This window comes from Blattabacterium cuenoti, assembly GCF_014251955.1.
Taxonomy (GTDB): Bacteria; Bacteroidota; Bacteroidia; order Flavobacteriales; family Blattabacteriaceae; genus Blattabacterium; species Blattabacterium cuenoti_L.
Genome location: NZ_CP059203.1, coordinates 304,332 through 326,925, shown reverse-complemented (window position 1 = coordinate 326,925; position 22,594 = coordinate 304,332). Strand labels below are relative to the sequence as shown.

Annotated in this window: 19 protein-coding genes and 1 tRNA gene; 14 read left to right on the top strand and 6 right to left on the bottom strand. The window is 28.8% G+C overall.

The annotated features are described in order from the left end of the window. Positions 1–8 precede the first annotated feature (8 nt). The 5 genes from H0H53_RS01500 to H0H53_RS01480 form a co-directional block, all read right to left on the bottom strand. Positions 9–93: transfer RNA gene (locus H0H53_RS01500), tRNA-Ser, on the bottom strand. A gap of 14 nt (positions 94–107) precedes the next feature. After that, positions 108–1,343, bottom strand: a complete 1,236-nt coding sequence (lysA, locus tag H0H53_RS01495; RefSeq protein ID WP_185870259.1) for a diaminopimelate decarboxylase — start codon at positions 1,341–1,343, stop codon at positions 108–110. Positions 1,344–1,435: 92 nt separating this feature from the next. Continuing rightward, positions 1,436–3,838: an endopeptidase La gene (lon, locus tag H0H53_RS01490; RefSeq protein ID WP_185870258.1), complete on the bottom strand. Its 2,403-nt coding sequence runs from the start codon at positions 3,836–3,838 to the stop codon at positions 1,436–1,438. A gap of 232 nt (positions 3,839–4,070) precedes the next feature. After that, positions 4,071–6,101, bottom strand: a complete 2,031-nt coding sequence (gene ligA, locus H0H53_RS01485) for an NAD-dependent DNA ligase LigA (protein ID WP_185870257.1) — start codon at positions 6,099–6,101, stop codon at positions 4,071–4,073. Positions 6,102–6,136: 35 nt separating this feature from the next. After that, a complete protein-coding gene (locus H0H53_RS01480) occupies positions 6,137–6,955 on the bottom strand; it encodes a N5-glutamine methyltransferase family protein (RefSeq protein ID WP_317168592.1) in 819 nt (272 codons plus the stop codon). Between the two features lie 130 nt (positions 6,956–7,085). On the opposite strand from H0H53_RS01480, the gene mnmE reads away from it, so the two are divergent. From mnmE to rplI, 5 genes are read left to right on the top strand one after another with little or no spacing between them, the layout of a single operon-like run. Then, positions 7,086–8,492 (top strand): tRNA uridine-5-carboxymethylaminomethyl(34) synthesis GTPase MnmE, encoded by a 1,407-nt coding sequence (gene mnmE / locus H0H53_RS01475; protein ID WP_185870756.1) that lies wholly within the window; start codon positions 7,086–7,088, stop codon positions 8,490–8,492. A gap of 6 nt (positions 8,493–8,498) precedes the next feature. Next, complete coding sequence (gene gltX, locus H0H53_RS01470) at positions 8,499–10,070, top strand: glutamate--tRNA ligase (protein WP_238784282.1); 1,572 nt, start codon at positions 8,499–8,501, stop codon at positions 10,068–10,070. Between the two features lie 50 nt (positions 10,071–10,120). Further along, a complete protein-coding gene (rpsF, locus tag H0H53_RS01465) occupies positions 10,121–10,471 on the top strand; it encodes a 30S ribosomal protein S6 (protein WP_185870755.1) in 351 nt (116 codons plus the stop codon). After that, positions 10,468–10,809: a 30S ribosomal protein S18 gene (gene rpsR, locus H0H53_RS01460; protein WP_185870754.1), complete on the top strand. Its 342-nt coding sequence runs from the start codon at positions 10,468–10,470 to the stop codon at positions 10,807–10,809. The genes rpsF and rpsR overlap by 4 nt, the downstream gene beginning before the upstream one ends. A gap of 10 nt (positions 10,810–10,819) precedes the next feature. Next, the gene (rplI, locus tag H0H53_RS01455) at positions 10,820–11,272 is read left to right on the top strand and encodes a 50S ribosomal protein L9 (RefSeq protein WP_185870753.1); all 453 of its coding nucleotides are present in this window, start codon (positions 10,820–10,822) and stop codon (positions 11,270–11,272) included. On the opposite strand, the gene H0H53_RS01450 is transcribed toward rplI, so the two are convergent. Then, positions 11,269–12,585, bottom strand: coding sequence for an Nramp family divalent metal transporter (locus H0H53_RS01450; RefSeq protein WP_185870752.1), 1,317 nt, complete (start codon positions 12,583–12,585; stop codon positions 11,269–11,271). The two genes, rplI and H0H53_RS01450, sit on opposite strands and share 4 nt — an antisense overlap. 329 nt (positions 12,586–12,914) lie before the next feature. Here H0H53_RS01450 and H0H53_RS01445 point away from each other — a divergent pair, with 329 nt between their 5' ends. From H0H53_RS01445 to H0H53_RS01405, 9 genes are all read left to right on the top strand, one after another. Beyond that, the gene (locus tag H0H53_RS01445; protein WP_185870751.1) at positions 12,915–13,748 is read left to right on the top strand and encodes a prephenate dehydratase; all 834 of its coding nucleotides are present in this window, start codon (positions 12,915–12,917) and stop codon (positions 13,746–13,748) included. 24 nt (positions 13,749–13,772) lie between these two features. After that, positions 13,773–14,903, top strand: coding sequence for a pyridoxal phosphate-dependent aminotransferase (locus H0H53_RS01440; protein WP_394798646.1), 1,131 nt, complete (start codon positions 13,773–13,775; stop codon positions 14,901–14,903). Continuing rightward, complete coding sequence (locus H0H53_RS01435; protein ID WP_185870749.1) at positions 14,900–15,748, top strand: prephenate dehydrogenase; 849 nt, start codon at positions 14,900–14,902, stop codon at positions 15,746–15,748. The genes H0H53_RS01440 and H0H53_RS01435 overlap by 4 nt, the downstream gene beginning before the upstream one ends. A gap of 11 nt (positions 15,749–15,759) precedes the next feature. Then, entirely contained in the window at positions 15,760–16,866 is a 1,107-nt protein-coding gene (locus tag H0H53_RS01430) for a bifunctional 3-deoxy-7-phosphoheptulonate synthase/chorismate mutase type II (protein WP_185870780.1), read from the top strand. 98 nt (positions 16,867–16,964) lie between these two features. Then, positions 16,965–18,227 carry a methionine adenosyltransferase gene (gene metK, locus H0H53_RS01425; RefSeq protein WP_185870748.1) on the top strand — a complete coding sequence of 421 codons (1,263 nt, stop codon included), beginning with the start codon at positions 16,965–16,967 and terminating at the stop codon, positions 18,225–18,227. Positions 18,228–18,289: 62 nt separating this feature from the next. Beyond that, positions 18,290–19,099, top strand: coding sequence for an enoyl-ACP reductase FabI (locus H0H53_RS01420; protein ID WP_185870747.1), 810 nt, complete (start codon positions 18,290–18,292; stop codon positions 19,097–19,099). Positions 19,100–19,119: 20 nt separating this feature from the next. Further along, the gene (rpe, locus tag H0H53_RS01415; protein ID WP_185870746.1) at positions 19,120–19,776 is read left to right on the top strand and encodes a ribulose-phosphate 3-epimerase; all 657 of its coding nucleotides are present in this window, start codon (positions 19,120–19,122) and stop codon (positions 19,774–19,776) included. 89 nt (positions 19,777–19,865) lie between these two features. Then, on the top strand, positions 19,866–21,728 hold the full coding sequence (dnaG, locus tag H0H53_RS01410; RefSeq protein WP_185870745.1) for a DNA primase: 1,863 nt from the start codon (positions 19,866–19,868) through the stop codon (positions 21,726–21,728). A gap of 114 nt (positions 21,729–21,842) precedes the next feature. Beyond that, positions 21,843–22,475 carry a peroxiredoxin gene (locus tag H0H53_RS01405; RefSeq protein ID WP_185870744.1) on the top strand — a complete coding sequence of 211 codons (633 nt, stop codon included), beginning with the start codon at positions 21,843–21,845 and terminating at the stop codon, positions 22,473–22,475. Positions 22,476–22,594 lie beyond the last annotated feature (119 nt).

The window sequence follows — 22,594 nt, the reverse complement described above, 5'->3', positions numbered from 1 at the left end:
TTTATTAGCGGAGAGAGAGGGATTCGAACCCCCGGAGGTACCACCCTCAACGATTTTCAAGACCGCCGCAATTAACCACTCTGCCATCTCTCCTCTCCTATTTTTTTTTAGATTTGTATTTCCACAATATTCCTAAGAATATCTTGCATTGTTTCTCTTCTTCTTATAAGAAAATCTTTTCCCTTTAAAATCATAACCTCAGAAGGTCTATAACGAGAATTATAATTAGATGACATAGAAAAACAGTAAGCCCCTGCATTTTTAATGCATAAAAGATCCCCTTCACGGATTTCAGAAATTTTTCTATTTAATCCAAAAGTATCCGATTCACAAATATATCCTACTACTGTGTAAAAACGAAAACGTCCGTTAGGATTAGAAATATTTTCAATACAGTGATAAGCATCATAAAACATAGGACGAAGAAAATGATTAAAGCCTGAATCAACTCCAGCAAAAACTGTAGAAGGAGTCTGTTTTACCACATTGACACTCACTAAAAAATATCCAGATTCACTCACCAAAAATTTACCTGGTTCAAAAATCAAAGTAACGGTTTTTCCGTAAATTTTACAAAAATCTTTAAACTTTTCTGTGATAGAATGACTTAAATCAGTCAAATCCGTTTTTATATCATTTTTTCTATATGGAACTTTAAATCCACTTCCAAAATCAATATAATCAAGACATGGAAAATCTATAGCAATTTGAAATAAGACTTTTGCTCCTTGTAAAAAGGATTCTACATCGTAAATATCAGATCCTGTATGCATATGAAATCCCTCTATTTTAAGACCTGTATTCTTTAATATTCTTTTCATATGAGGAATTTGATAATAAGAAATTCCGAATTTCGAATCAACATGTCCAACTGATATTTTTGAATTTCCTCCAGCCATTATATGTGGATTAATTCTTATTCCTACAGGATAATCTGGATGATCATGCCCAAACTGTTCTAAAATGGATAGATTATCTATGTTAATTCGAACACCGAAATTAACCGCTTTTTTTATTTCTTGTAGAGAAACACAATTCGGGGTAAATATAATATGTTTTTCTGGAAACCCAGCTTTTAATCCTAGTTCTACTTCCTGAATAGAAACTGTATCTAATCCACTTCCCAATTTTTGTAAAAATTTTAAAACATTCAGATTCGTATTCGCTTTACAAGCATAATTGATTCTAAACCTTTGAACTCCACTAAAAGCATTTTTCATTTTTATATATTGTTTCTCTATTTTGCAAGAATCATATATATAAAGAGGAGTTCCATATTTTTTACCTAGTCGAATTAACTGTTCTCTATGAACTGGGGAACTCATATTTTCTAATTCATTCATTTCATTACACATACATACATAAAACATAAAACACGTAGAAGAGAATGATGAGTTTTTTTTGATATTATTTTATTATAATATTACTACTACTACTACAACAGGGCTAAATGAATCACATCATTCATATCCCTAACATAATCGAAAGTTAATCCTTTTAAATGATCTTGTTTAATTTCTTCTACATCTTTTTTATTCTCTTGTGAAAGAATAATTTCTTTGATATTAGCCCGTTTAGCCGCTAAAATTTTTTCTTTAATTCCTCCTACAGGAAGAACTTTTCCTCTTAAGGTGATTTCCCCAGTCATAGCTAAATGAGGTCTTAATTTTCTTTTAGTATAACTTGATACTAAAGAAGTTAACATCGTTATTCCGGCAGATGGACCATCTTTAGGAACAGATCCTTCAGGAACATGAACATGTACATTTTTTTCTTCAAACATTTTAGGATCAATGTTAAATTCTTCATAATGAGCTTTAATATACTGTAAAGCAATGGTTGCAGATTCTTTCATGATTTCTCCTAAATTTCCGGTAATACTCAAATTACCTTTTCCTTTTGATAAACTGGATTCAATATATAAAATATCTCCCCCAAAATTAGTCCAAGCTAAACCTGTCACAACTCCTGGAACATGATTTCCTTCATAACGATCCGGATCGTTTGGGATTCCAAGAATTTCCTCTATTTTTTCAATACTTAAATGTTTCACATACTTTTTATCCATAGCAATATGTTTAGCGACATAACGTGCTAATTTAGCAATATGTTTTTCTAGAGTTCTTAATCCAGATTCTCTGGTATAACTCTCAATAACCTTTTCAATTTGTTTAGTCCTAAGTATTAAGTCAGATTTTTTTAATCCATTTTCTTTCAATTGTTTAGGAAGAATATGTTTTTTGACTATTTGCGTTTTTTCCTCCACAGTATATCCATTCATTTCTATAATCTCCATTCTATCTATAAGAGCTGGTTGTATGTTTGAAAGGGAATTTGCTGTAGCAATAAACAATACTTTTGATAAGTCATACCCCATTTCCAAAAAATTATCGTAAAAAGAGGTATTTTGTTCCGGATCTAAAACTTCTAACATAGCAGAAGAAGGATCCCCATTTGCTCCTATTCCCATTTTATCAATTTCATCAATAACAAAAACGGGATTAGATGTTCCTACTTTTCGGATAGATTGTAACAGTCTTCCTGGCATAGCTCCTATATAAGTTCTTCTATGGCCACGTATTTCAGATTCATCGTGTAATCCTCCTAAAGAAATCCGGACATATTTCCTTTTTAATGCAGTTGCTATAGATCTCCCTAAAGAAGTTTTTCCAACTCCAGGAGGTCCATAAAAACAGAGAATAGGAGAACGCATATCTCCTCTTAATTTCAAAACGGCTAAATATTCTATAATCCGTTCTTTCACTTTTTCCAGACCGTAATGATCCCTATCTAATATTTTCTGGGCAAATTCTAAATCAAAACTATCTTTTGAAGATCTTCCCCAAGGAAGATCAATCATCAATTCTAGATAATTTCTTTGTACCGTATATTCCGGCATTTGAGGATTAGTTCTTTGCATTTTCAATAATTCTCTATCGAATTGTTTTTTTGCCTCCTTAGGCCATTTTTTTCTAGAAGCTTTGGCTCGCATTTCATCAATCTCTTTTTCATAAGAAATATCCCCTAGTTCTTCTTGGATCGCTTTAATTTGTTGATGCAAAAAATATTCTCTCTGCTGCTGATCCATATCACTACGAACACGTGATTGAATATCATTTTTTAATTTTATTTGTTGATGTTCTACATTGAGAAAACGTAATGTCTCCATTGCTCTTTTTTTTAAATCATCGTACTCTAACAATTTTTGTTTATCTCTAGTAGCTAAATTCATATTAGCTGCTACAAAATTGATTAAAAAAGAAGGACTTTCTATATTACGAATAGCAATGCTAGCTTCTGATGGAATATTTTGATTATCCTGAATGATTTTGATAGCTATCTCTTTGATAGATTCAACCAAAGCCAAATATTCCTTATCTTTACAAGAAGGTTTGTTTTCTTCTAGAGCTATAATTTCCGCTTTAAAATATGGATCGTTTTGAATAAAACGGTTCACTTTAAATCTCCTTTTACCCTGTAAAATGACAGTTGTATTTCCATCAGGCATTTTTAACAATTTCAATATTTTAGCTACTGTTCCAATAGAGTATAAATCTTTTTCACTCAGATTTTCTATTCCAGAATTTTTCTGTGTTAAAACCCCAACCGTTTTATCAAATCCATAAGCATCTTGTAATAATTGAATAGATCCACTTTTTCCTGCTATAATTGGAAAAACAATCCCAGAATACAAAACCATATTTCTTACTGTTAAGATACATAATTGTTCAGGAATGTCATCTTTAAGAAGCTGATCTTCTTCATCTTGACTCATTAAAGGTATAAACTCTGCTTCAGACTCGAATCCAGATTCTGTAAATATATTTTTTAGTAACATAAAAAAATAGATTTCTTACTTATTAAATGATGCAAATGATGATCCCAGTTAATCCGTTACGGAGGTAGTAATTATTTTATTTTTTTATTACCAACTACTAACTACTTAACTACTACTACTAACTACGTTAGTACGTATATAAGAAAGAATCATCACCTAAAAATTAAATATACTGTTTTCTATATGAAAAACAAAACCATCAATACATACTCTTTTTCGTTCAAAAAAATTCTTAAAATTTTATTTCTTTTTCTTTTTTTTTCTTCTTTTCAATCATCTCAATAAAAATATCTTCAGTTAAAATTTGTACATTTTTTTTCCCCATACATTTTTCTAGTTTTGATCCAAAATTTTTTCCAACAACTATAAAATGAATTTGATTATTCACTCTATTAAAAACTTTTCCCCCTAAAAATTCTACCATATTTTTTGCCCTATTTCGGGTCATCTTAGATAATTTTCCCGTAAAAACAAAAGATTTTCCTCTTAAAGGAAAATCTTTTGTTTCCAGAATACATTTTGTTGAAAAACATACCCCATGTCTTATCAGAGTTTCAATCATCCTTTTGTTTTCCAAAATGGAAAAATAAGTTTTTACACTATTTGCGGTTTTTTTTCCTATTCCGGAAATAGACGTTAAATTATCATAATCAGCAGATATTAAAGAATTGATATTCAGGAAATGTTCTGTTAACTTTTTAGAAATATCTTCTCCGATATGACGAATTCCTAATGAATATAGAACTTTATGATAAGGATTGGATTTAGATTTTTCTATATTTTTTATTAGAATCTCTGCTAATTTTTCTTTTACTCCATTTATTTGAAGAAGATCTTCCTTTTTTAATTGATATAAATCGGAAATTTTATAGAGAAACCCTTTTCTGTATAGTTTTTCAACTATTTCATTTCCAATTCCTTTTATATTCATTCCTCTATTGCTTACAAAATGTTGTATTTTTCCAATTCTTTGAGAAGGACAATTATTTTCAATACAATAGAATAATTCATTTTCCTTTATTAAAGAACTATTACATGATGGACATTTTTTTAAGAAGGATACAGGAAAGGAATTGACTAATCGTTTTTTTACATTTATTTTAGTTACTTTTGGAATAACACTCCCCCCTTTCTCTAGGAAAAGGGAATCTCCATGATGAATTTTCATTTTTTGTATAAAACGATTATTATAAAGTGCAACTCTTTTTATATTTGTTCCATAAATTTCTATAGGAAAGACATTGGCTACAGGAGTAATGATTCCAGTACGACCTACTTGAAAGGTGAGACTTAATAATTTCGTTTCCGATAATTTTTGTCTGAATTTGTAAGCAATAGCCCAACGGGGATATTTATTTGTGTATCCTAAAATGGATTGTTTTTGGTATTCATTGACTTTAATAACTATTCCATCAATATGATATGGGAGTTCCTTTTTCCATATATTCCAATAGTTTATAAAATGCAAAATCTCCTTCATAGTTTTACAAAGACGCGCAGTTTCTGGAACTTTTAACCCCCATTTTTTGATCTTTTTTAAAGATTGATATTGTGTATCAAAAGGCAAGTCTTTTCCTATAACGGCATATGCAATACAAGATAAAGTTCGTTTATATACTTCTTTTTTGTCATGAATTTTCAGTGTTCCACTAGCCGTATTTCTTGGGTTAGCATATGGGGGGATTCCATTTTTTATACGTTCTGTATTTATTTCCATAAATTTCTTTATAGGAAGAAAAATTTCTCCACGTATTTCAAGATAACTAGGATAGTTCTTTCCCTTTAATTTCAAAGGAATGGATTGTATCGTTCGTACATTTTCTGTAACATCTTCTCCTTTTTCCCCATCTCCACGAGTCAATGCATGGGTTAAACAACCGTTTTTATAAATTAAATTGATAGAGACCCCATCATATTTTAGTTCACATACAAATGATAAAAAAGAAGAAACAGATTGATGGATTCGTTGTTTCCAAATAATTAACTCTTTTTTAGAATAAGTATTTTGAAGAGAGTACATTTTATATTTATGATAATTTGTAGTAGAAGAAGACGATGGATTTCCTACTCCTATTCTTATTGTAGGAGATGTAGGATCATATAATTCTGGATGGTATTTTTCTAACAAAGATAATTCTTTTAATTTTTTATCAAAATCGTAATCGGATACATCAGAAGTATCCAACGTATAGTATTTATCATTATATTCTGATAATTCTTTTCTGAGTTGATCTATTTTTTCTTTGATGTTATTATTATCCATGTTAGTTTAGATTTTAGAGTAGTTAGTTCTGTTAATTATGTGATTTGTATTATTGCGCGAATCATTCTGAAAAAACCTTGAATATCTTTTCTAATTTTTATATTTAGAAACCCTGTTTTTTTCATAAGATCAAGAATTTCGAAATGAATAAATTGATTGATTTCAAAATAAATACATACTTTTCCAGTTCCAATAAACTTTTTTTGTATCCAAAAAATTATTTTTTTATAGAAAATTAAAGGATCTTCATCAGGAACAAATAATGCTTGAAAAGGTTCATATTGAAAAACGTTGGGATGAAGGAATTTTTTTTCAGATAATCTTACATAAGGAGGATTACTTACTACAATAGTAACAGGATATTTTTTTATTGGGATAGAAATCAAATTTTGTAAAATGTCAACTTTTTTGAAAAAAATTTTTACATCATGAAACAACGCATTTTTCCTTGCTATGGACAAAATTTCATGAGAAAAATCTATAGCATAAATCTGTTGTATTTTCGGAAGTTTTTTTTTTAAAGCAATACTAATACATCCACTTCCTGTTCCAATATCAAATATTTGAACTTTTTCACTATTTGTTGTGTGATCTTGGATTATCCAGGATACTAATTCTTCCGTTTCTGGTCTCGGAATGAATACTTTTTCATTAACTATAAAATCCATTCCAAAAAAGGAAGCTTTCCCAATCACATATTGAATGGGTCTATTTTTTCTTAATTCCCATAATTTTCTTATCAATTTTTTGTATATAAAAGGATTTATTTTTTCTTTTTTACTTAATTTTAAGAAAACTGTTATTTGATCACACTTCAAAAAATGAGTGGTGAGTAAAAAAAATAGAGTTTCCAACTCCTTTGTTTCTGTATATACTTTTTGAAGAGTTTTACAAAATAAATGATAAAATTTATCTATAGACATACACCGTAACATAAAAAAATCAATAAAAAATACTTATTTTTTTGTATTATAATTTTTTTTTATGTTCTTAGAAGATGATAAGATCCCCATTGTTGCTTTAGCTACTCCTATTGGCTCCAGTGCTCTTTCTGTTTTTCGTATTTCTGGAAAAAATTCTATATCCATTGTTGAAAATATTTTTATTTCCATTAAATCTGGAAAAAAACTAGAAAATCAATCCACACATACTATTCATTTAGGATATATTATAGAAAAAAATAATTTTTTAGATCAAATTTTAGTCTCTATATTTAGATCTCCTTTTTCTTACACAGGAGAAAATATGGTAGAAATCTCTTGTCATGGTTCATCCTATATTCAAGAACAGATTTTGCAACTTCTTCTCAAGAAAGGAATGCGTTTAGCCCGTCCTGGAGAATTTACATTTCGTGCATTCTTAAATAAAAAAATAGATCTATCACAAGCTGAAGCCATAGCAGAATTGATATTATCAGAGAATAAAGCCTCTCATGAAATTTCTTTGCAACAGATAAAGGGGACATTCACTGATGCCATTAAAAATTTGCAAAAAAAATTATTAGATTTTGCTTCTCTACTAGAACTGAAATTGGATTTCTCTGAGGAGGATGTCATTTTTACAAAAAAATCAGAACTTATTTTATTTTTGAATGAATTAGAAGAAACATTAAAAAATTTAATGGAATCTTTCTCATTAGGAAATGCCATAAAAAAAGGAATTTATGTAGTAATTATTGGAGAAACAAATGTAGGAAAATCTACGTTATTTAATCACATCATTCAGGAAGACCGTTCTATTGTCTCCCACATAAAAGGAACGACTAGAGATAGCGTAGAAGAAGAAATCATTTTGAATGGAATTCGTTTTCATTTTGTGGATACTGCAGGAATAAGAAAAACAAAAAATACAATAGAAATGATGGGTGTTCGAAAAACCGTAAAAAAAATACAAGAAGCTCAAGTGATCTTATACCTTTTCGAAGCATCTATCAAAAATAGAAAAAAACAGAAAAAAATTTTGAATGAAATTCAAATTATTCGTGATCAATATCCCTTGAAAAAAATTTTAGCAGTTGCTAATAAATCAGATTTATCTTCTTTTCAAGATATTTATAATTTGAAATCTAAAGTTCCTGATTTTTTTGAAATTTCTGCAAAAAATCATCAAGGAATAAAAAAAATGCTAGAAACTTTAAGTAATTTTTTCGTTGAAAAATTAAAAGAAAAAAATAATATCGTAGTAACACAAAACAGACATTATGAAGCTCTAAAACAATCCTTAGAAGAGATTTTACTAGCTCATCATTTATTCTTAGAAGAAAGAGGAACAGAAGATTTAGTTTCTATCCATATTAGGGAAGCTTTGCGTTATTTGGGGGAAATAACAGGAGAAATAACAAATGAAGATATCCTAAAAAACATTTTTTCAAAATTTTGCATTGGAAAATAAACAATTATGATGATTATTCCACATACACATAATAGTAGTAGTATTGTCAGAGTTCGTTTTGCACCTAGTCCTACAGGTCCATTACATTTAGGGGGAATAAGAACTGCATTATATAATTATCTTTTTGCTAAAAAATATGGAGGAACATTTCTTCTTAGAATAGAAGATACTGATAGAAAAAGATTTGTTCCTAATTCGGAATCGTATATTTTGGAAACATTAAAATGGTGCCAGATAGAACCTGATGAGGGGGTTGGTTATGGGGGAGATCATTCCCCTTATTATCAATCTCAGCGTGGAGAAATTTATCGTGTTTATATAAAAAAACTTTTAGAGGAGGGACATGCTTATTATGCTTTTGATACAGATCAGGAGCTTCATGTAAAAAGAAAGGAATTTCATGATCGTGGATTCACTTTTTCTTATAATGCAGATTTTAGAATGCATTTGAACAATTCATTGACGATGACAAGAAAACAATTATCTGATCAACTGAATTCTTGTTCTTCTTATGTCATTCGATTTAAAATTCAACCTGGAGAAAAATTGAAAATGCATGATATAATACGTGGAAATATTGTTGTTCATACAGATCACTTAGACGATAAAATATTGTTAAAATCTGATGGAGTAGCGACTTATCATTTAGCTAATACTATAGACGATCATTTAATGAAAATTACTCATGTGATTAGAGGAGAAGAATGGCTTCCTTCTATGTCTTTACACCTATTATTATATAGGGCTCTTGGTTGGATTCCTCCTAAGTTTGCACATTTACCTTTAATTTTAAGAAATGATGGAAAAGGAAAACTTAGTAAAAGAAATATAGAAAGTTTAAATTTTCCTATATATCCTTTACAATGGAAAGATCCTGAAACAAAAAACATCATTACAGGATACAGGGAGTTAGGTTATTTTCCAGAAGCTTTCGTGAATATGTTAGCTTTATTAGGATGGAGTCCTGGAGGAAAAAAAGAAATTTTTTCCTTAAAAGAATTAATCAATTTCTTCTCTTTAGAAAAAATCACCAAGTCTGGTGTTTTTTTTAACATCAGTAAAGCCAATTGGTTCAACAAACAATATTTAAAAAAAAAAAAAGAAGAAATACTTTCCTATCTTTACAAAAAACTCAAAAAACGTTCTCTTTTTTATGAAGAAGATTATCTATCTAAAGTGATTCATCTAACAATAGATAGAGTTCATTTTGTTCATGAAATATGGAAACATTCTTTTTATTTTTTTATTTCTCCTAGTTCTTATGAAAAAAAATTTTTTCATAAAATTTGTGACCAAAGAATCATTGATCAATTAGAATTTTGGAAAATATCATTATCAAATATAAACCAATTTACATCCGTTCATTTGAGATTATTCTTGTTTTTTCAAACGAAAAAAAACGAAAAAAAAAGACATCAAATCATGCAATTACTTCGAATAGCTTTAGTAGGAGAACTAAAGGGTTCTGATCTTTTCATCATTTTGGAAATGATAGGAAAAAAGGAAAGTATACGAAGGATAGATAATCTGATGAAAAAAATAAAAGAAAAAATTAATAATGGGAATGGGTTCTTTTGAAAAAAAGAACATAAAAATATAGATTTACATTTTTGCAAAAAAAAATTCAAATGCTAAAACATTATGAAACTATCATGATAATAACTCCTATTCTGTCTGATGAAAAAGCAAAAGAAACAGCAAAAGAGTATGAAAATTATTTCATCAAAAAAAATGGAAAAATTGTTTATCAAGAACATTGGGGGTTAAAAAAACTAGCTTATCCTATTCAAAAAAAACAAAGTGGTTGTTATCATTTATTTGAGTTTTTACTAAGCTCTAATTTAGTATACGATTTAGAATTGAAATTAAGACAAGATGAACGTATTTTACGTTTTATCACTGTAAAATTAAATAAATATGGAATAGAATATGCAGAAAGAAGAAGAAAAAAAATATTAAAAAATGATAAAAAATTATGATTTTAGAGGATATCAATAATAAAAATAGGAGTCGTAGTAGTCCGACTCCTACTACAACGAAACAAGGACAAGGAGGAGATAGTGACTTAAGATATTTGTCTCCTCTCAAAATAGAAACAAAAATAGAAAAAAAATATTGTTATTTTGAACAAAGAAATATTAAGTATATAGATTATAAGGATCCTACATTTTTAGTAAAATTTCTTAATGCACAAGGAAAAATTTTACCACGTCGTATTACGGGAACTTTGCAAAAAAATCAAAATAAATTAAATTCCGCTATAAAAAGATGTAGACAAATTGGTCTGTTACCTTTTGTAACAGATGATTTGAGATAAATGAAAAAAAATGAAAATTATTTTAAAAAAAGACGTAGAAAATTTGGGGTTTCAATATGATGAATTAAATGTGAAACCTGGTTATGCGAGAAATTATCTAATCCCTAAGGGATATGCTATTTTAGCTTTACCTGGAACTGTAAAGAGCATTCATGAAATTTTGAAACAACGTTCTCAAAAAGAACGTGTTTTAATTGAACAAGCAAAAGAAATAGAAAAAAAATTAAAAAAATTAACTATCAAAATAAAATCTAAGGTCAGTAAGGGAGGAAAACTTTTTGGCTCTATTAATAATCAAGATATTATGAACTTTTTAAAAAAAGAAGGAATTTCTATTGATAAAAAATTTATAAGGATTCCTGGGAATAGAGTTATTAAAACCATTGGAAAATATCAAGCGAACATACGTTTACATAGTCAACGGGAGTTGACTATCAATTTTGAAGTATTAGCTTCTATTTAATTCTTTATTGTATCATATAATAAAAATAAATTTAGGAATACCACTATAAAAGTGATGATCCAAGCTAGTATTTTTAAAAAAAGACTATTTGCAAATGATCCCATTTTTTCAGAATCTCCTGTAAAATTAACTAGGGGAATAATGGCAAAACTTAATTGTATTGATAAAATTATTTGACTAATGATTAATAATTCTGCAGTTCCTTTTTCTCCATAAATCATAGAAGCGGTCATAGCGGGAACAATAGCTATCAGTCTCGTGATTAATCTTCTTATCCAAGGTTTTAATCTAATGTTAAGAAATCCTTCCATGACAATTTGTCCAGCTAATGTTCCAGTAAGTGTGGAATTTTGTCCAGATGCCAGTAAAGCTAGAGCGAAAAAAACCCCGGCAAGACTAGATCCTAATATGGGAGTTAAAAGTTTGTGGGCATCCATAATATCTGCGACTTCTGTGTGTCCAGCTTTATGAAAAGTTGCTGCAGATACGATTAATATAGCTGCATTTATAAAAAAAGCTAAGGATAAAGATAACGTACTATCTATGGTTGCATATTTTATGGCCATTTTTTTTCCTTCAATAGTTCGTGGATAGTTCCTTGTTTGTATGATACTAGAATGTAGATAAAGATTGTGAGGCATAACTGTAGCTCCTAGTATTCCAATAGATATATAAAAAGAATGCGAATTTTTTATTATTTCAGGATTAGGAATAATTCCTTTTAAAATAGGAAAAATTTCTGGTTGAGAACTAATAATTTCAAAACTAAAACAAACTATAATTGTAAAAATTAATACTGCAACCACACTTTCAATATATCTAAATCCTTTATACTGAAAAAATAAAATGAGGAAAACATCTACAACAGTAATTAATACACCCCACGTGATAGGAATTCCAAAAAGCAATTTTAAGGCAAGTACGGAACCAATGATTTCTGCTAAATCACAAGCAGCAATAGCGACTTCACATAAAATCCACAATATAAAATTAATCAAAGGTGGATAATGATCTCTACAAGCTTGTGCTAAATCTCTTTCACAAACAATGCCTAATTTTAGAGCTAAATGTTGCAGAATGATAGCAAAGAAATTGGAAATAAAAATAACAGATAAAAGCATGTATCCAAATTTAGCTCCCCCAGCAATGTCTGTTGCCCAGTTTCCTGGATCCATATATCCTACAGCTATCAATAATCCTGGTCCAGTAAAAGCGAATAATTTTTTCCATATTCCTTTTTGTTGAGGAACAGAAACGGAAGAGAAAACTTCCGAAAGGGAAGGAGATTTATTCTCTTTTCTCCATCCTTTCATAATAAAACTCCTCGTTTTTTTTTTTTTTTAAACAAAAAAACATAATTAGAATTAGATTACTAAAAAAGTAAAGAAATAATGCGAATTATTAATCATAAATAAATAAAAAATAACAACTCAAAGTTGAACGTTTTCAGTTGATGTTTGGAAATATTTTCCTATTGAATTGAAAGGAAAAAGAAATAATAAGGATAATATATAATAACAATTGCATAGAATCAAATTATTTTTTATATTTGTTTTTTCCTCTTAATTATCAATAATAAAAATACATAAATATTTATGAACGCTTTGGATTTTGCTAAGTGAATTATATTTTATTTTTTTTCATGAAAAAAATAGCTATACAAGGGGTAAAAGGATGTTTTCATCATGCAGCAGTTTCTAGATATTTTGAAGGAGATCATTATAAATTAATGGAATGTTCAAGCTTTAGAGAACTTGCTTTTTCTGTGGCAAAATCTAATGTAGACATTGGTGTTATGGCTATAGAAAATACTATAGCGGGAACTATATTAACCAATTACAGTCTTTTATCTGAATATAATTTAAGAATAGTAGGGGAAATATATATGCCTGTCCAACACCATTTGATGGCTTTTCCTGGACAAAAAATAGAGGATATTAAGGAAATTTATTCTCATCCAATGGCCCTTTTACAATGTGAATTATTTATAGATGCACATTCTGATATAAAAATATCAGAATATTCTGATACAGCTGCTTCCGCTAAATATATTTCTGTCCATAAAAAGAAAGGGTTGGCCGCAATCGCATCTGAGAATGCGGCTAAGGAGTATGATTTAGAAATCATTTCTAGAAATATACAAACCATTGCTAGTAATTTCACTAGATTTTTTATTATAAAAAATTTTTCTCAAAAAGAAAATGATTTTAACAAAGCTTCTCTAAGATTAAAAATTTTACATACTACTGGTAGCTTATCTAAGATTTTGAGTCTTATCTCTAGTCTTGAAATTAATATGACGAAAATACAATCTATTCCTATCATAGAAAGACCTTGGGAATATTCATTTTATGTAGATATTATATTCAATAGTATCAAAAATTATGAGTTCATGAAAGAACGGATACAAAAAATATCATGTCTTCATAAACTTTCTATTATGGGAGAATATAAAAATGGAAGAATTAGCCCTTAGTAAAAAATGATTGTCTCAAAAAGAATGCATCAAATATCGGAATACTTTTTTTCCAAAAAAATGAGAGAGATTCATCATCTTGAAAAGAAAGGGATCCAAGTCATTAATTTAGGGATTGGAAATCCAGATCTACTTCCACCCAATAGTGTCATCCATAAAATGCAAGAAGCGTCAGAGCTAGAATATGCTAATACTTATCAAAGCTATGTTGGAATAGAAAAATTTCGTCATGCAATTTCTATTTGGTATAAAAAGACATATCAAGTGGATATTGATCCTAACAATGAGGTTTTGCCATTAATGGGTTCCAAGGAGGGAATTATGTATATCAGTATGTCTTATTTGGATAAAGGAAATCAAGTTTTAATCCCGGATCCAGGATATCCTACTTATTCCTCAATATCTAAGCTTTTGGAATCGGAAATTATTTATTATGATCTTCATGAAAAAGGAGATTGGTGTCCTGATATACAATTATTGGAGAAAAAGAATCTATCCAAGGTAAAAATCATGTGGATCAATTATCCTCATATGCCCACAGGTGCAACTATCTCTTTTGAAAAGTTAAAAAAACTTGTTTTTTTTGCGAAAAAAAACCATATTTTACTAATTCATGATAACCCTTATAGTTGTTTAACTAATGAACGCCCTTTGAGTATCTTTAATGTTAAAGAAGCCAAAAATATTGCATTAGAATTAAATTCTTTAAGTAAAAGCTATAATATGGCTGGATGGCGTGTTGGGATGATAATAGGAAAAAAAGAATTTATTCAAAATATTATCAAAGTAAAAAGTCAAATGGATTCTGGAATGTATTATCCAATCCAGATTGGAGCAATAGAAGCCATGAATCAAAATTCAGAATGGTTTGAAAAACTCAATATAGAATATACAAAACGTAGAAAAATTATATGGGAAATATGTGATCATCTATGTTTAGAATATATGAAAAAAAGTTCCGGAATTTTCGTTTGGGCAAAAATCAAAAATTTAGATAAAAATGATCAGAAATTTTCTGATAAGATTTTTAACAATTATCACATATTTATTACCCCTGGGGGTGTATTTGGGAATAATGGAAAAGGATATGTAAGATTTTCTATGTGTTGTTCTGTAAATACTTTGGAAAAAGCAAAAAATAGAATTATTTCATGAATATTGGAATTATAGGATTAGGTTTAATAGGGGGATCTATTAGTTTAGGATTACGTAAATCCAATTTTGGAGATAAATTTATAGGAACAGATTCTAATAATGAAAATGCGACACATGCTGTTAAACTTGGAATTGTAGATGAAATTATTCCTTTACAGGATCTTATTTTACAATCTTCAGTAATTATTTTATCTATTCCTGTAGATGGGATAGAAAAAATACTTCCAAGTATTCTTAATCAAATTAAAAGTGATACAGTTATTTTAGATACTGGTTCTACTAAATACGATATTTGTAATCGTGTTTTTTCACATCCAAAAAGAAGTCGTTTTGTAGCGACACATCCGATTGCAGGAGTTGAAAATTCTGGCCCTATTTCAGCTCATTCAGATCTTTTTTATAAAAAAAATTGTATTATTTGTGACTCAGAATTGAGTGATCCAGATGCGATCGATGTCGCAGAAAAAATTTTTTCTATCATGAAAATGCGCATGGTTTATATTACATCTAAAGAACATGATTTATATATTGCTTATCTCTCTCATTTACCTCATGTCGTATCTTTTTCTTTGGCTTTCACAGTTTTAAAAATATTTAAAAAGGAAGAAAAAATTTTTAATAATATGATGGGAAGTGGATTGGCTTCTACTACACGTTTAGCGAAAAGTAATCCTGAAACCTGGTTACCTATTTTTATTTCTAATAGAAAGAATTTAATTCAAGCTATAGATATTTATATTAATCACTTAGAAATATTTCTTGATTTATTAAAAAATAAAAAATTTCATAAAATTGATAGATATATGAAAAATGCAAATGATATAAAAGATAAAAAATATGTATAAATTCATCAATGATGGAAAAAAATATTCTAAATAATAGTATAGATAGATCCTGGATTGAAAAATGGGAGCCCCCTTTCATTATTTCCGGACCTTGTAGTGCAGAAAGTGAACAACAAATAATAGAAACAGCTAAAAGATTGGATCCTGCATATGTGCAAGTATTTAGAGCAGGAATATGGAAACCTAGGACTAAACCAAATAATTTTGAAGGGGTTGGAAAAGAAGGACTTCAATGGTTAAAAAATGTAAAGAGAAATACAGAATTTATGGTTGCTACGGAAATCGCTAATTCAGAACATGTTGAATTAGCGTTATCTTTTGATATAGATGTTCTTTGGATAGGAGCAAGAAGTACATCGAGTCCATTTATCATTCAAGAAATAGCGGATGCTTTAGAAGGAGAGAAGGATAAAATTATTTTAGTGAAAAATCCTATTCATCCTGATATAGAATTATGGATAGGTGCTTTAGAACGTTTATTTAGAAAAGGAGTTAGAAAATTAGGGATTATACACCGTGGTTTTTACACATATAAAGCATCTAAATACCGAAATCAGCCAAATTGGAATCTTTTGTCAAAATTTAGGAGATTTTTTCCTAGAATTCCTGTGATATGTGATCCTTCACATATTTGTGGAAATAAAGAAGGAATTTTGGAGATTGCAAAAATAGCTTATCACTACTTTAAATATGATGGATTAATGATAGAAAGCCATTGTAATCCTGATAGGGCTTGGAGTGATTCTCAACAACAAATTACTCCGGAAAAACTTTTAGAACTATTAAAAAAGTTGATGGATTCTTATCATCCATATCCATCTAAAAATGGTAATAAAAAATATCAAATTCAAAACAATTTAGATTCTTTAAGAATATTCATTGATGAACTAGATGAAAATCTCATTTCCATTTTATCAGAAAGAATGAAAATTTCCAAGCAATTAGGATCCTTAAAAAGGGAATCAGATATATCTATATTACAACCCAATAGATGGGGTGATATTCTGAATAAATCTATCAAATTAGGAAAAAGTTTAGGACTTTCTGAGGAATTTCTTGAAGGAGTTTTCAAACTATTACATAAAGAATCCATTAATATTCAAAAAAAAATAGAATGAATAATAATGAATTAGAAAATCTAAAAAAATAAATGTTAGGTTAAGTAGGAGGTAGGGGGAGTAAAAAAGTAGTATAAAAACAGTCATCAAAGAAAAAAATGGCTTATTTATTTACTAGCGAATCTGTTTCAGAGGGACATCCAGATAAAATTTCCGATCAAATATCGGATGCTATATTAGATAATTTTTTGGCATATGATCCAGAAGCAAAAGTCGCTATAGAAACTTTAGTAACTACTGGTCAAATTATATTGGCTGGAGAAGTGAATTCTAAAATTTGGGTGAATGTTCAAAAAATTGCACGTGGAATCCTTAGAAAGATTGGATATACTAAAAATGAATATAGATTCAATGCGGATTCTTGTGGAGTTATTTCTTCTATTCAAGAACAGTCTATAGATCTATTCAAAGGAATTCAACGTTCTAAAAAAGAGGAACAAGGATCTGGAGATCAAGGAATCGTATTTGGATATGCTATTAAGGAAACAGAAAATTATATGCCTCTAACATTAGAAATGTCACATTCTCTATTGAGGGAACTTTCATCAATACGAAATGAAGGAAAAAAAATGACTTATTTACGTCCAGATGCAAAATCACAAGTGACTTTAGAGTATTCGGATAAAAATATTCCTGTTCATATTCATTCTATAGTCATTTCAACTCAACATGATGAATTTGATACAAAAGAAAAAATGCATGAACGTATTGTTCACGATATTAGAAATATATTAATTCCAAGGGTAAAAAAGATCCTATCTAAGGATATAAAAAAATTGTTTACTGATAGAACGAAATATTACATAAATTCTACAGGTAGATTTGTTATTGGGGGTCCTCATGGAGATACAGGAATTACCGGTAGAAAAATTATTGTGGATACTTATGGAGGAAGAGGTTCACACGGAGGAGGTGCTTTTTCTGGAAAGGATTCTTCTAAAGTAGATAGATCTGGAGCTTATGCAGCTAGACATATTGCCAAAAATCTTGTTGCTGCAGGAATTGCTGATGAATTATTGATACAAATATCTTATGCTGTAGGGGTAGCAGAACCTATAGGAATTTTTGTAAATACCTATGGGACATCGAATAAAAATATTTTAGATGAAGAGATAGTCGTAAAAATAAAGAAAATTTTTGATTTACGACCTTACGCTATAGAAAAAAGATTAAAATTACGTCAACCAATGTATGAAGAAACTGCTGTTTATGGACATATGGGGAAAAAACCAAGAAAAGTATGGAAATCTTTTTCGGATGATAATATAATAGAAGGAAAGAAAAAAGAACAAGAAGTAGAACTTTTTACATGGGAGAAATTGGATTATTTACCTATCCTAAAGGAAGTTTTTAATATGTAATTTTTTCAAAAAATAGGTATTTTTGGTTTTTTTAATTTATATGGGAATAATACTACTTTACTATGTCTTACAATCTATTGAAGGGAAAGAAAGGAATTATATTTGGTGCTTTGGATGAAAATTCTATTGCTTGGAAAGTAGCAGAACGTGCTTATGAGGAAAAAGCGTCTTTTGTTTTAACCAATACTCCTGCCTCTTTAAGAATGGGAAAAATTAATAAATTATCTCATAAAACAGAATCTATGGTAATTCCGGCTGATGCTACTTCTGTTATAGATCTGAATCTTCTTTTTGATAAAACATTGGATCATTTTGGTGGGGGAATAGATTTTATCTTACATTCTATCGCTATGTCCATCAATCTTAGAAAAGGACGCCATTACACATCTCTTAATTATGAATTTTTGAGAAAAGGATGGGATATTTCTGCAGTATCTTATCATAAAATCATGCAAATTGCTTGGAATAAAAACGCTATGAATGAATGGGGGTCTATTGTAGCCTTGACATATATAGCCTCTCAACGAAGCATTCCAAATTATGTAGATATGTCTGATTATAAAGCATATTTGGAAAGTATTACACGGAATTTTGGGTATCATTGGGGAATCAAAAAAAAGGTAAGGGTGAATACCGTTTCACAATCTCCTAGTATGACGAAAGCAGCAAAGTCAATTAAAGGATTCAACCAATTTTTTCTTTTTTCTGAAAAAATATCTCCTTTAGGAAACGCTTCTGCACAAGATTGTGCTGACTATATTATTACACTTTTTTCTGATTTGACAAGAAAAGTAACCATGCAAAATCTGTATCATGATGGAGGTTTTTCTAATACAGGAATTAGTGAAATTATGATTTCACAATTATCCTAATTTTTTTTTAAAATATTAATATGAAAAAAATTATAGCTCCATCTCTACTTTCAGCAGATTTAGCTTTTTTATATCGTGACATAAAAATGTTGAATGAAAGTGAAGCGGATTGGTTCCATATTGATATTATGGATTCTTCTTTTGTTTCTAATATTTCTTTTGGAGCATTGTTTACAAAATATGTAAAAAAATATGCATCCAAACCAATGGATGTCCATTTAATGATTCTACACCCAGAACAGTATATAGAACAATTTAAAGAATGTGGAGCGGATCATTTACATGTTCATTACGAAGCTTGTATTCACTTAAATAGAACTATTTTTTCTATTAAGGAATATGGGATGAAGGTTGGGGTAGCAGTCAACCCACATACTCCAGTTGTTCTTTTGCAAGATATCATTAAAGATATAGATTTTGTTTTGATAATGAGCGTAAATCCTGGTTTTAGTGGACAAAAGTTTATTCGACAAACATATCAAAAACTAAAAGATACTAAAGATTTAATCTTAAAAAAAGATTCTTCTGCATTGATAGAAGTAGATGGGGGAGTAAATTTAGAAAATGCTTCTTTATTATTCAAAAATGGAGCAGATATATTAGTAGCAGGAACGACCATTTTTTCTAATTCTAACCCAAAAAAAATTATTCATAGAATGAAATTAGGAATTCAATAAAAAATAATATTATTATTCAATTGATTGATACCCTTTTATTTTTTTTATTTATTATAATATTATAACAACTTTGATTGAATCAAAAAATCATGATTTCTAAAGAAACTATAAAAAGAATATTTTCTGTTTCTTGTATTGAAGAAGTTATAGGAGATTTTGTTTCCTTAAAGAAAAGTGGAATTAATTATAGAGGACTGAGTCCATTCTCTAATGAAAAAACGCCTTCTCTCATAGTTTCTCCTACAAAAAAAATATGGAAAGATTTTAGTTCTGGAAAAGGTGGAAATATTATTACTTTTCTTATGGAACACGAACATTTCACTTATGTAGAATCATTACATTATTTAGCTAAAAAATACGAAATCAATATTCATGAACAGGAAGAAAAAACAGATATTAGCAAAATAATAAAAATGGATCATGAAAAAAATTTGTACTTAATACAAGATTATGCAAAACGTTTTTTTATCAACCAACTATGTTTCACAAAAGAAGGAAAAGAAAAAGGATTGAGTTATTTGATGAAACAAAGAGGATTGAATATGAAAATAATTCATGAATTTGAATTAGGTTATGCTCCTTCTTATTGGAGTTCTTTTACAGAAAAAGCCTTAAAAAAAGGATTCAAAATAGGTGATTTAAAAAAGTCTGGTCTTACGGTTTTTAATAAAAAATCTAATAATCATTTTGACTGTTTTCGTCAACGTGTGATATTTCCAATCCATAATCTATCAGGAATGGTTATAGGATTTGGTGGAAGAACGATTGAGAGTAACAGTAACAACCAATTTATCAAATATTTAAATTCATCTGAAAGTAATCTTTTTCAAAAAAGCAAAATTTTATATGGATTATTCCAGGCAAAAACATCCATTTTAAAAGAAAATTTTTGTTATTTAGTAGAAGGATATACAGATGTCATTTCTTTACATCAGTCTGGAATAAAAAATGTTGTTTCCTCTTCTGGAACTGCTCTGACTCTTGATCAAATCCTATTGATCAAGAAATTTACGAAAACTATAGTTCTATTTTATGATGGAGATAGATCTGGGGTTCAAGCTTCTTTAAGAGGAATCAATATGTTTTTGGAACAAGAAATGAATCTTCGGATATTATTTCTTTCTAATGGAGAAGATCCAGATTCTCTAGCAAAGAAATATTCCTCTTTTCAATTGAAAGATTTTATAGAAAAAAATAGTTACAATTTTGTTTCTTTTAAAAAGAAAGTATATGACAAATTTCACAAAGATGATCCAATTAAAAAATCATTTTTAGTTGTAAATATTTTGAATAGTATTTTCAAAATACCCAATGTTATCCAACAGGAATTATATTTACAAGAAACTTCCAAAGTATTAGAACTTCGGCAAGAAATTCTAATTTCTGAATTTAAAAAAATTAGGAATAAAAGAACGAGAAAAAGACTTGATCATCAAAAGAAGATTGTTCCTCATAGGAGGAGGGATTCTCCTCCTCCTATGATGGAAGAAATGGAAGAAAAGTTGATTCAGTTTATTTTAAATCATGGAGATAAAATAATAAAAAAAGGAAAAAACGAAATTACAGTTCTTGAAGAAGTATTGCATACTTTTAAATGCCATAATTTACGTTTTTCTTTGGATTATAATCAGAAATTTTTTGAAAATATATGCAATAAAATAGTAAAAAAAGTAAAATTGAATAGTTCAAAAAAACAGACCTATTATTCATTATCCAAATGGGAGAAAAAAGGGATTGAAGTTTCTTCCGAAGAAGATAACATAGACAAATACCTCACTGATATGTTATTGAGGTATCAATTACAATGGATTTTGAAATCAATTCAACAAGAAATTATGCATTTTCAAAAAAATAGAAAAAATGATGATGACAAGAATAATCTCATCAAAAAAATAATGCATTTAACAAATATAAAAAATGAACTTAATAAAAAATTACATAGGTATGTATAAAATTTTTGTTTCAGTTCTATGAACAACATATTTTAGTAGATTTCTTTGCTTTTTGATTCTTATATTATAAGAATTTTGGTAAATTCGTGCATATAATATACTTATACTAGAAAAATGAATACTTTAATTACAAAAAAAGCGCCTAGTTTTACATCTAGTGCGGTATTGAATGGAAAAAATATTGTAAAAAATTTTACTTTAGAACAATTTAAGGGAAGTAAGTATGTTTTACTTTTTTTCTACCCAAAAGATTTTACTTTTGTTTGTCCTACAGAAATATATGCATTTCAAGAAAAAATAAAAGAATTTGAATCAAGAAATGTCCAAATTATTGCTATTTCTACGGACACGGAACAATCTCACTGGACTTGGTTACAAATGCCAAAAGAAAAAGGAGGTATATTTGGGGTGACTTATCCTATTGTTTCTGATGTCAATAAAACTATTTCCCATAATTATGGAGTTTTATCTGGAGATTGGATTTGTAATCATGATGAAGAATTGAAAGCAACGGGAGAACTTATCGCTTATAGAGGATTATTTTTAATAGATAAAGAAGGAATTATCCGACATCTTTTAATTAATGACTTTCCTTTAGGAAGAAATGTAAATGAAGCAATTCGTATGATAGATGCACTTCAGTATTATGAAAAAAAAGGAGAAGTATGTCCAGCAAATTGGACAAAAGGAAAACGTGCGATAAAAGCTAGTCATAGTGGAATTATAGATTATTTTTCCTCAGAATGAGAATGAATATGGATCTGATATTTTGTCCCGTACGTTATTGTATGTATATTATTTTATATTGTATGGGGAAGGGAGTCGTTAATTAGTGGATGGATCGGATCGATCGATCGTATAGATCG

Coding starts and splice junctions, on each gene's coding strand:
- lysA (WP_185870259.1), bottom strand. CDS start 1,343: ATGAATGAATTAGAAAATATGAGTTCCCCAGTTCATAGAGAACAGTTA.
- lon (WP_185870258.1), bottom strand. CDS start 3,838: ATGTTACTAAAAAATATATTTACAGAATCTGGATTCGAGTCTGAAGCA.
- ligA (WP_185870257.1), bottom strand. CDS start 6,101: ATGGATAATAATAACATCAAAGAAAAAATAGATCAACTCAGAAAAGAA.
- mnmE (WP_185870756.1), top strand. CDS start 7,086: ATGTTCTTAGAAGATGATAAGATCCCCATTGTTGCTTTAGCTACTCCT.
- gltX (WP_238784282.1), top strand. CDS start 8,499: ATGATGATTATTCCACATACACATAATAGTAGTAGTATTGTCAGAGTT.
- rpsF (WP_185870755.1), top strand. CDS start 10,121: ATGCTAAAACATTATGAAACTATCATGATAATAACTCCTATTCTGTCT.
- rpsR (WP_185870754.1), top strand. CDS start 10,468: ATGATTTTAGAGGATATCAATAATAAAAATAGGAGTCGTAGTAGTCCG.
- rplI (WP_185870753.1), top strand. CDS start 10,820: ATGAAAATTATTTTAAAAAAAGACGTAGAAAATTTGGGGTTTCAATAT.
- H0H53_RS01450 (WP_185870752.1), bottom strand. CDS start 12,585: ATGAAAGGATGGAGAAAAGAGAATAAATCTCCTTCCCTTTCGGAAGTT.
- H0H53_RS01445 (WP_185870751.1), top strand. CDS start 12,915: ATGAAAAAAATAGCTATACAAGGGGTAAAAGGATGTTTTCATCATGCA.
- H0H53_RS01440 (WP_394798646.1), top strand. CDS start 13,773: ATGCATCAAATATCGGAATACTTTTTTTCCAAAAAAATGAGAGAGATT.
- H0H53_RS01435 (WP_185870749.1), top strand. CDS start 14,900: ATGAATATTGGAATTATAGGATTAGGTTTAATAGGGGGATCTATTAGT.
- H0H53_RS01430 (WP_185870780.1), top strand. CDS start 15,760: ATGGAAAAAAATATTCTAAATAATAGTATAGATAGATCCTGGATTGAA.
- metK (WP_185870748.1), top strand. CDS start 16,965: ATGGCTTATTTATTTACTAGCGAATCTGTTTCAGAGGGACATCCAGAT.
- H0H53_RS01420 (WP_185870747.1), top strand. CDS start 18,290: ATGTCTTACAATCTATTGAAGGGAAAGAAAGGAATTATATTTGGTGCT.
- rpe (WP_185870746.1), top strand. CDS start 19,120: ATGAAAAAAATTATAGCTCCATCTCTACTTTCAGCAGATTTAGCTTTT.
- dnaG (WP_185870745.1), top strand. CDS start 19,866: ATGATTTCTAAAGAAACTATAAAAAGAATATTTTCTGTTTCTTGTATT.
- H0H53_RS01405 (WP_185870744.1), top strand. CDS start 21,843: ATGAATACTTTAATTACAAAAAAAGCGCCTAGTTTTACATCTAGTGCG.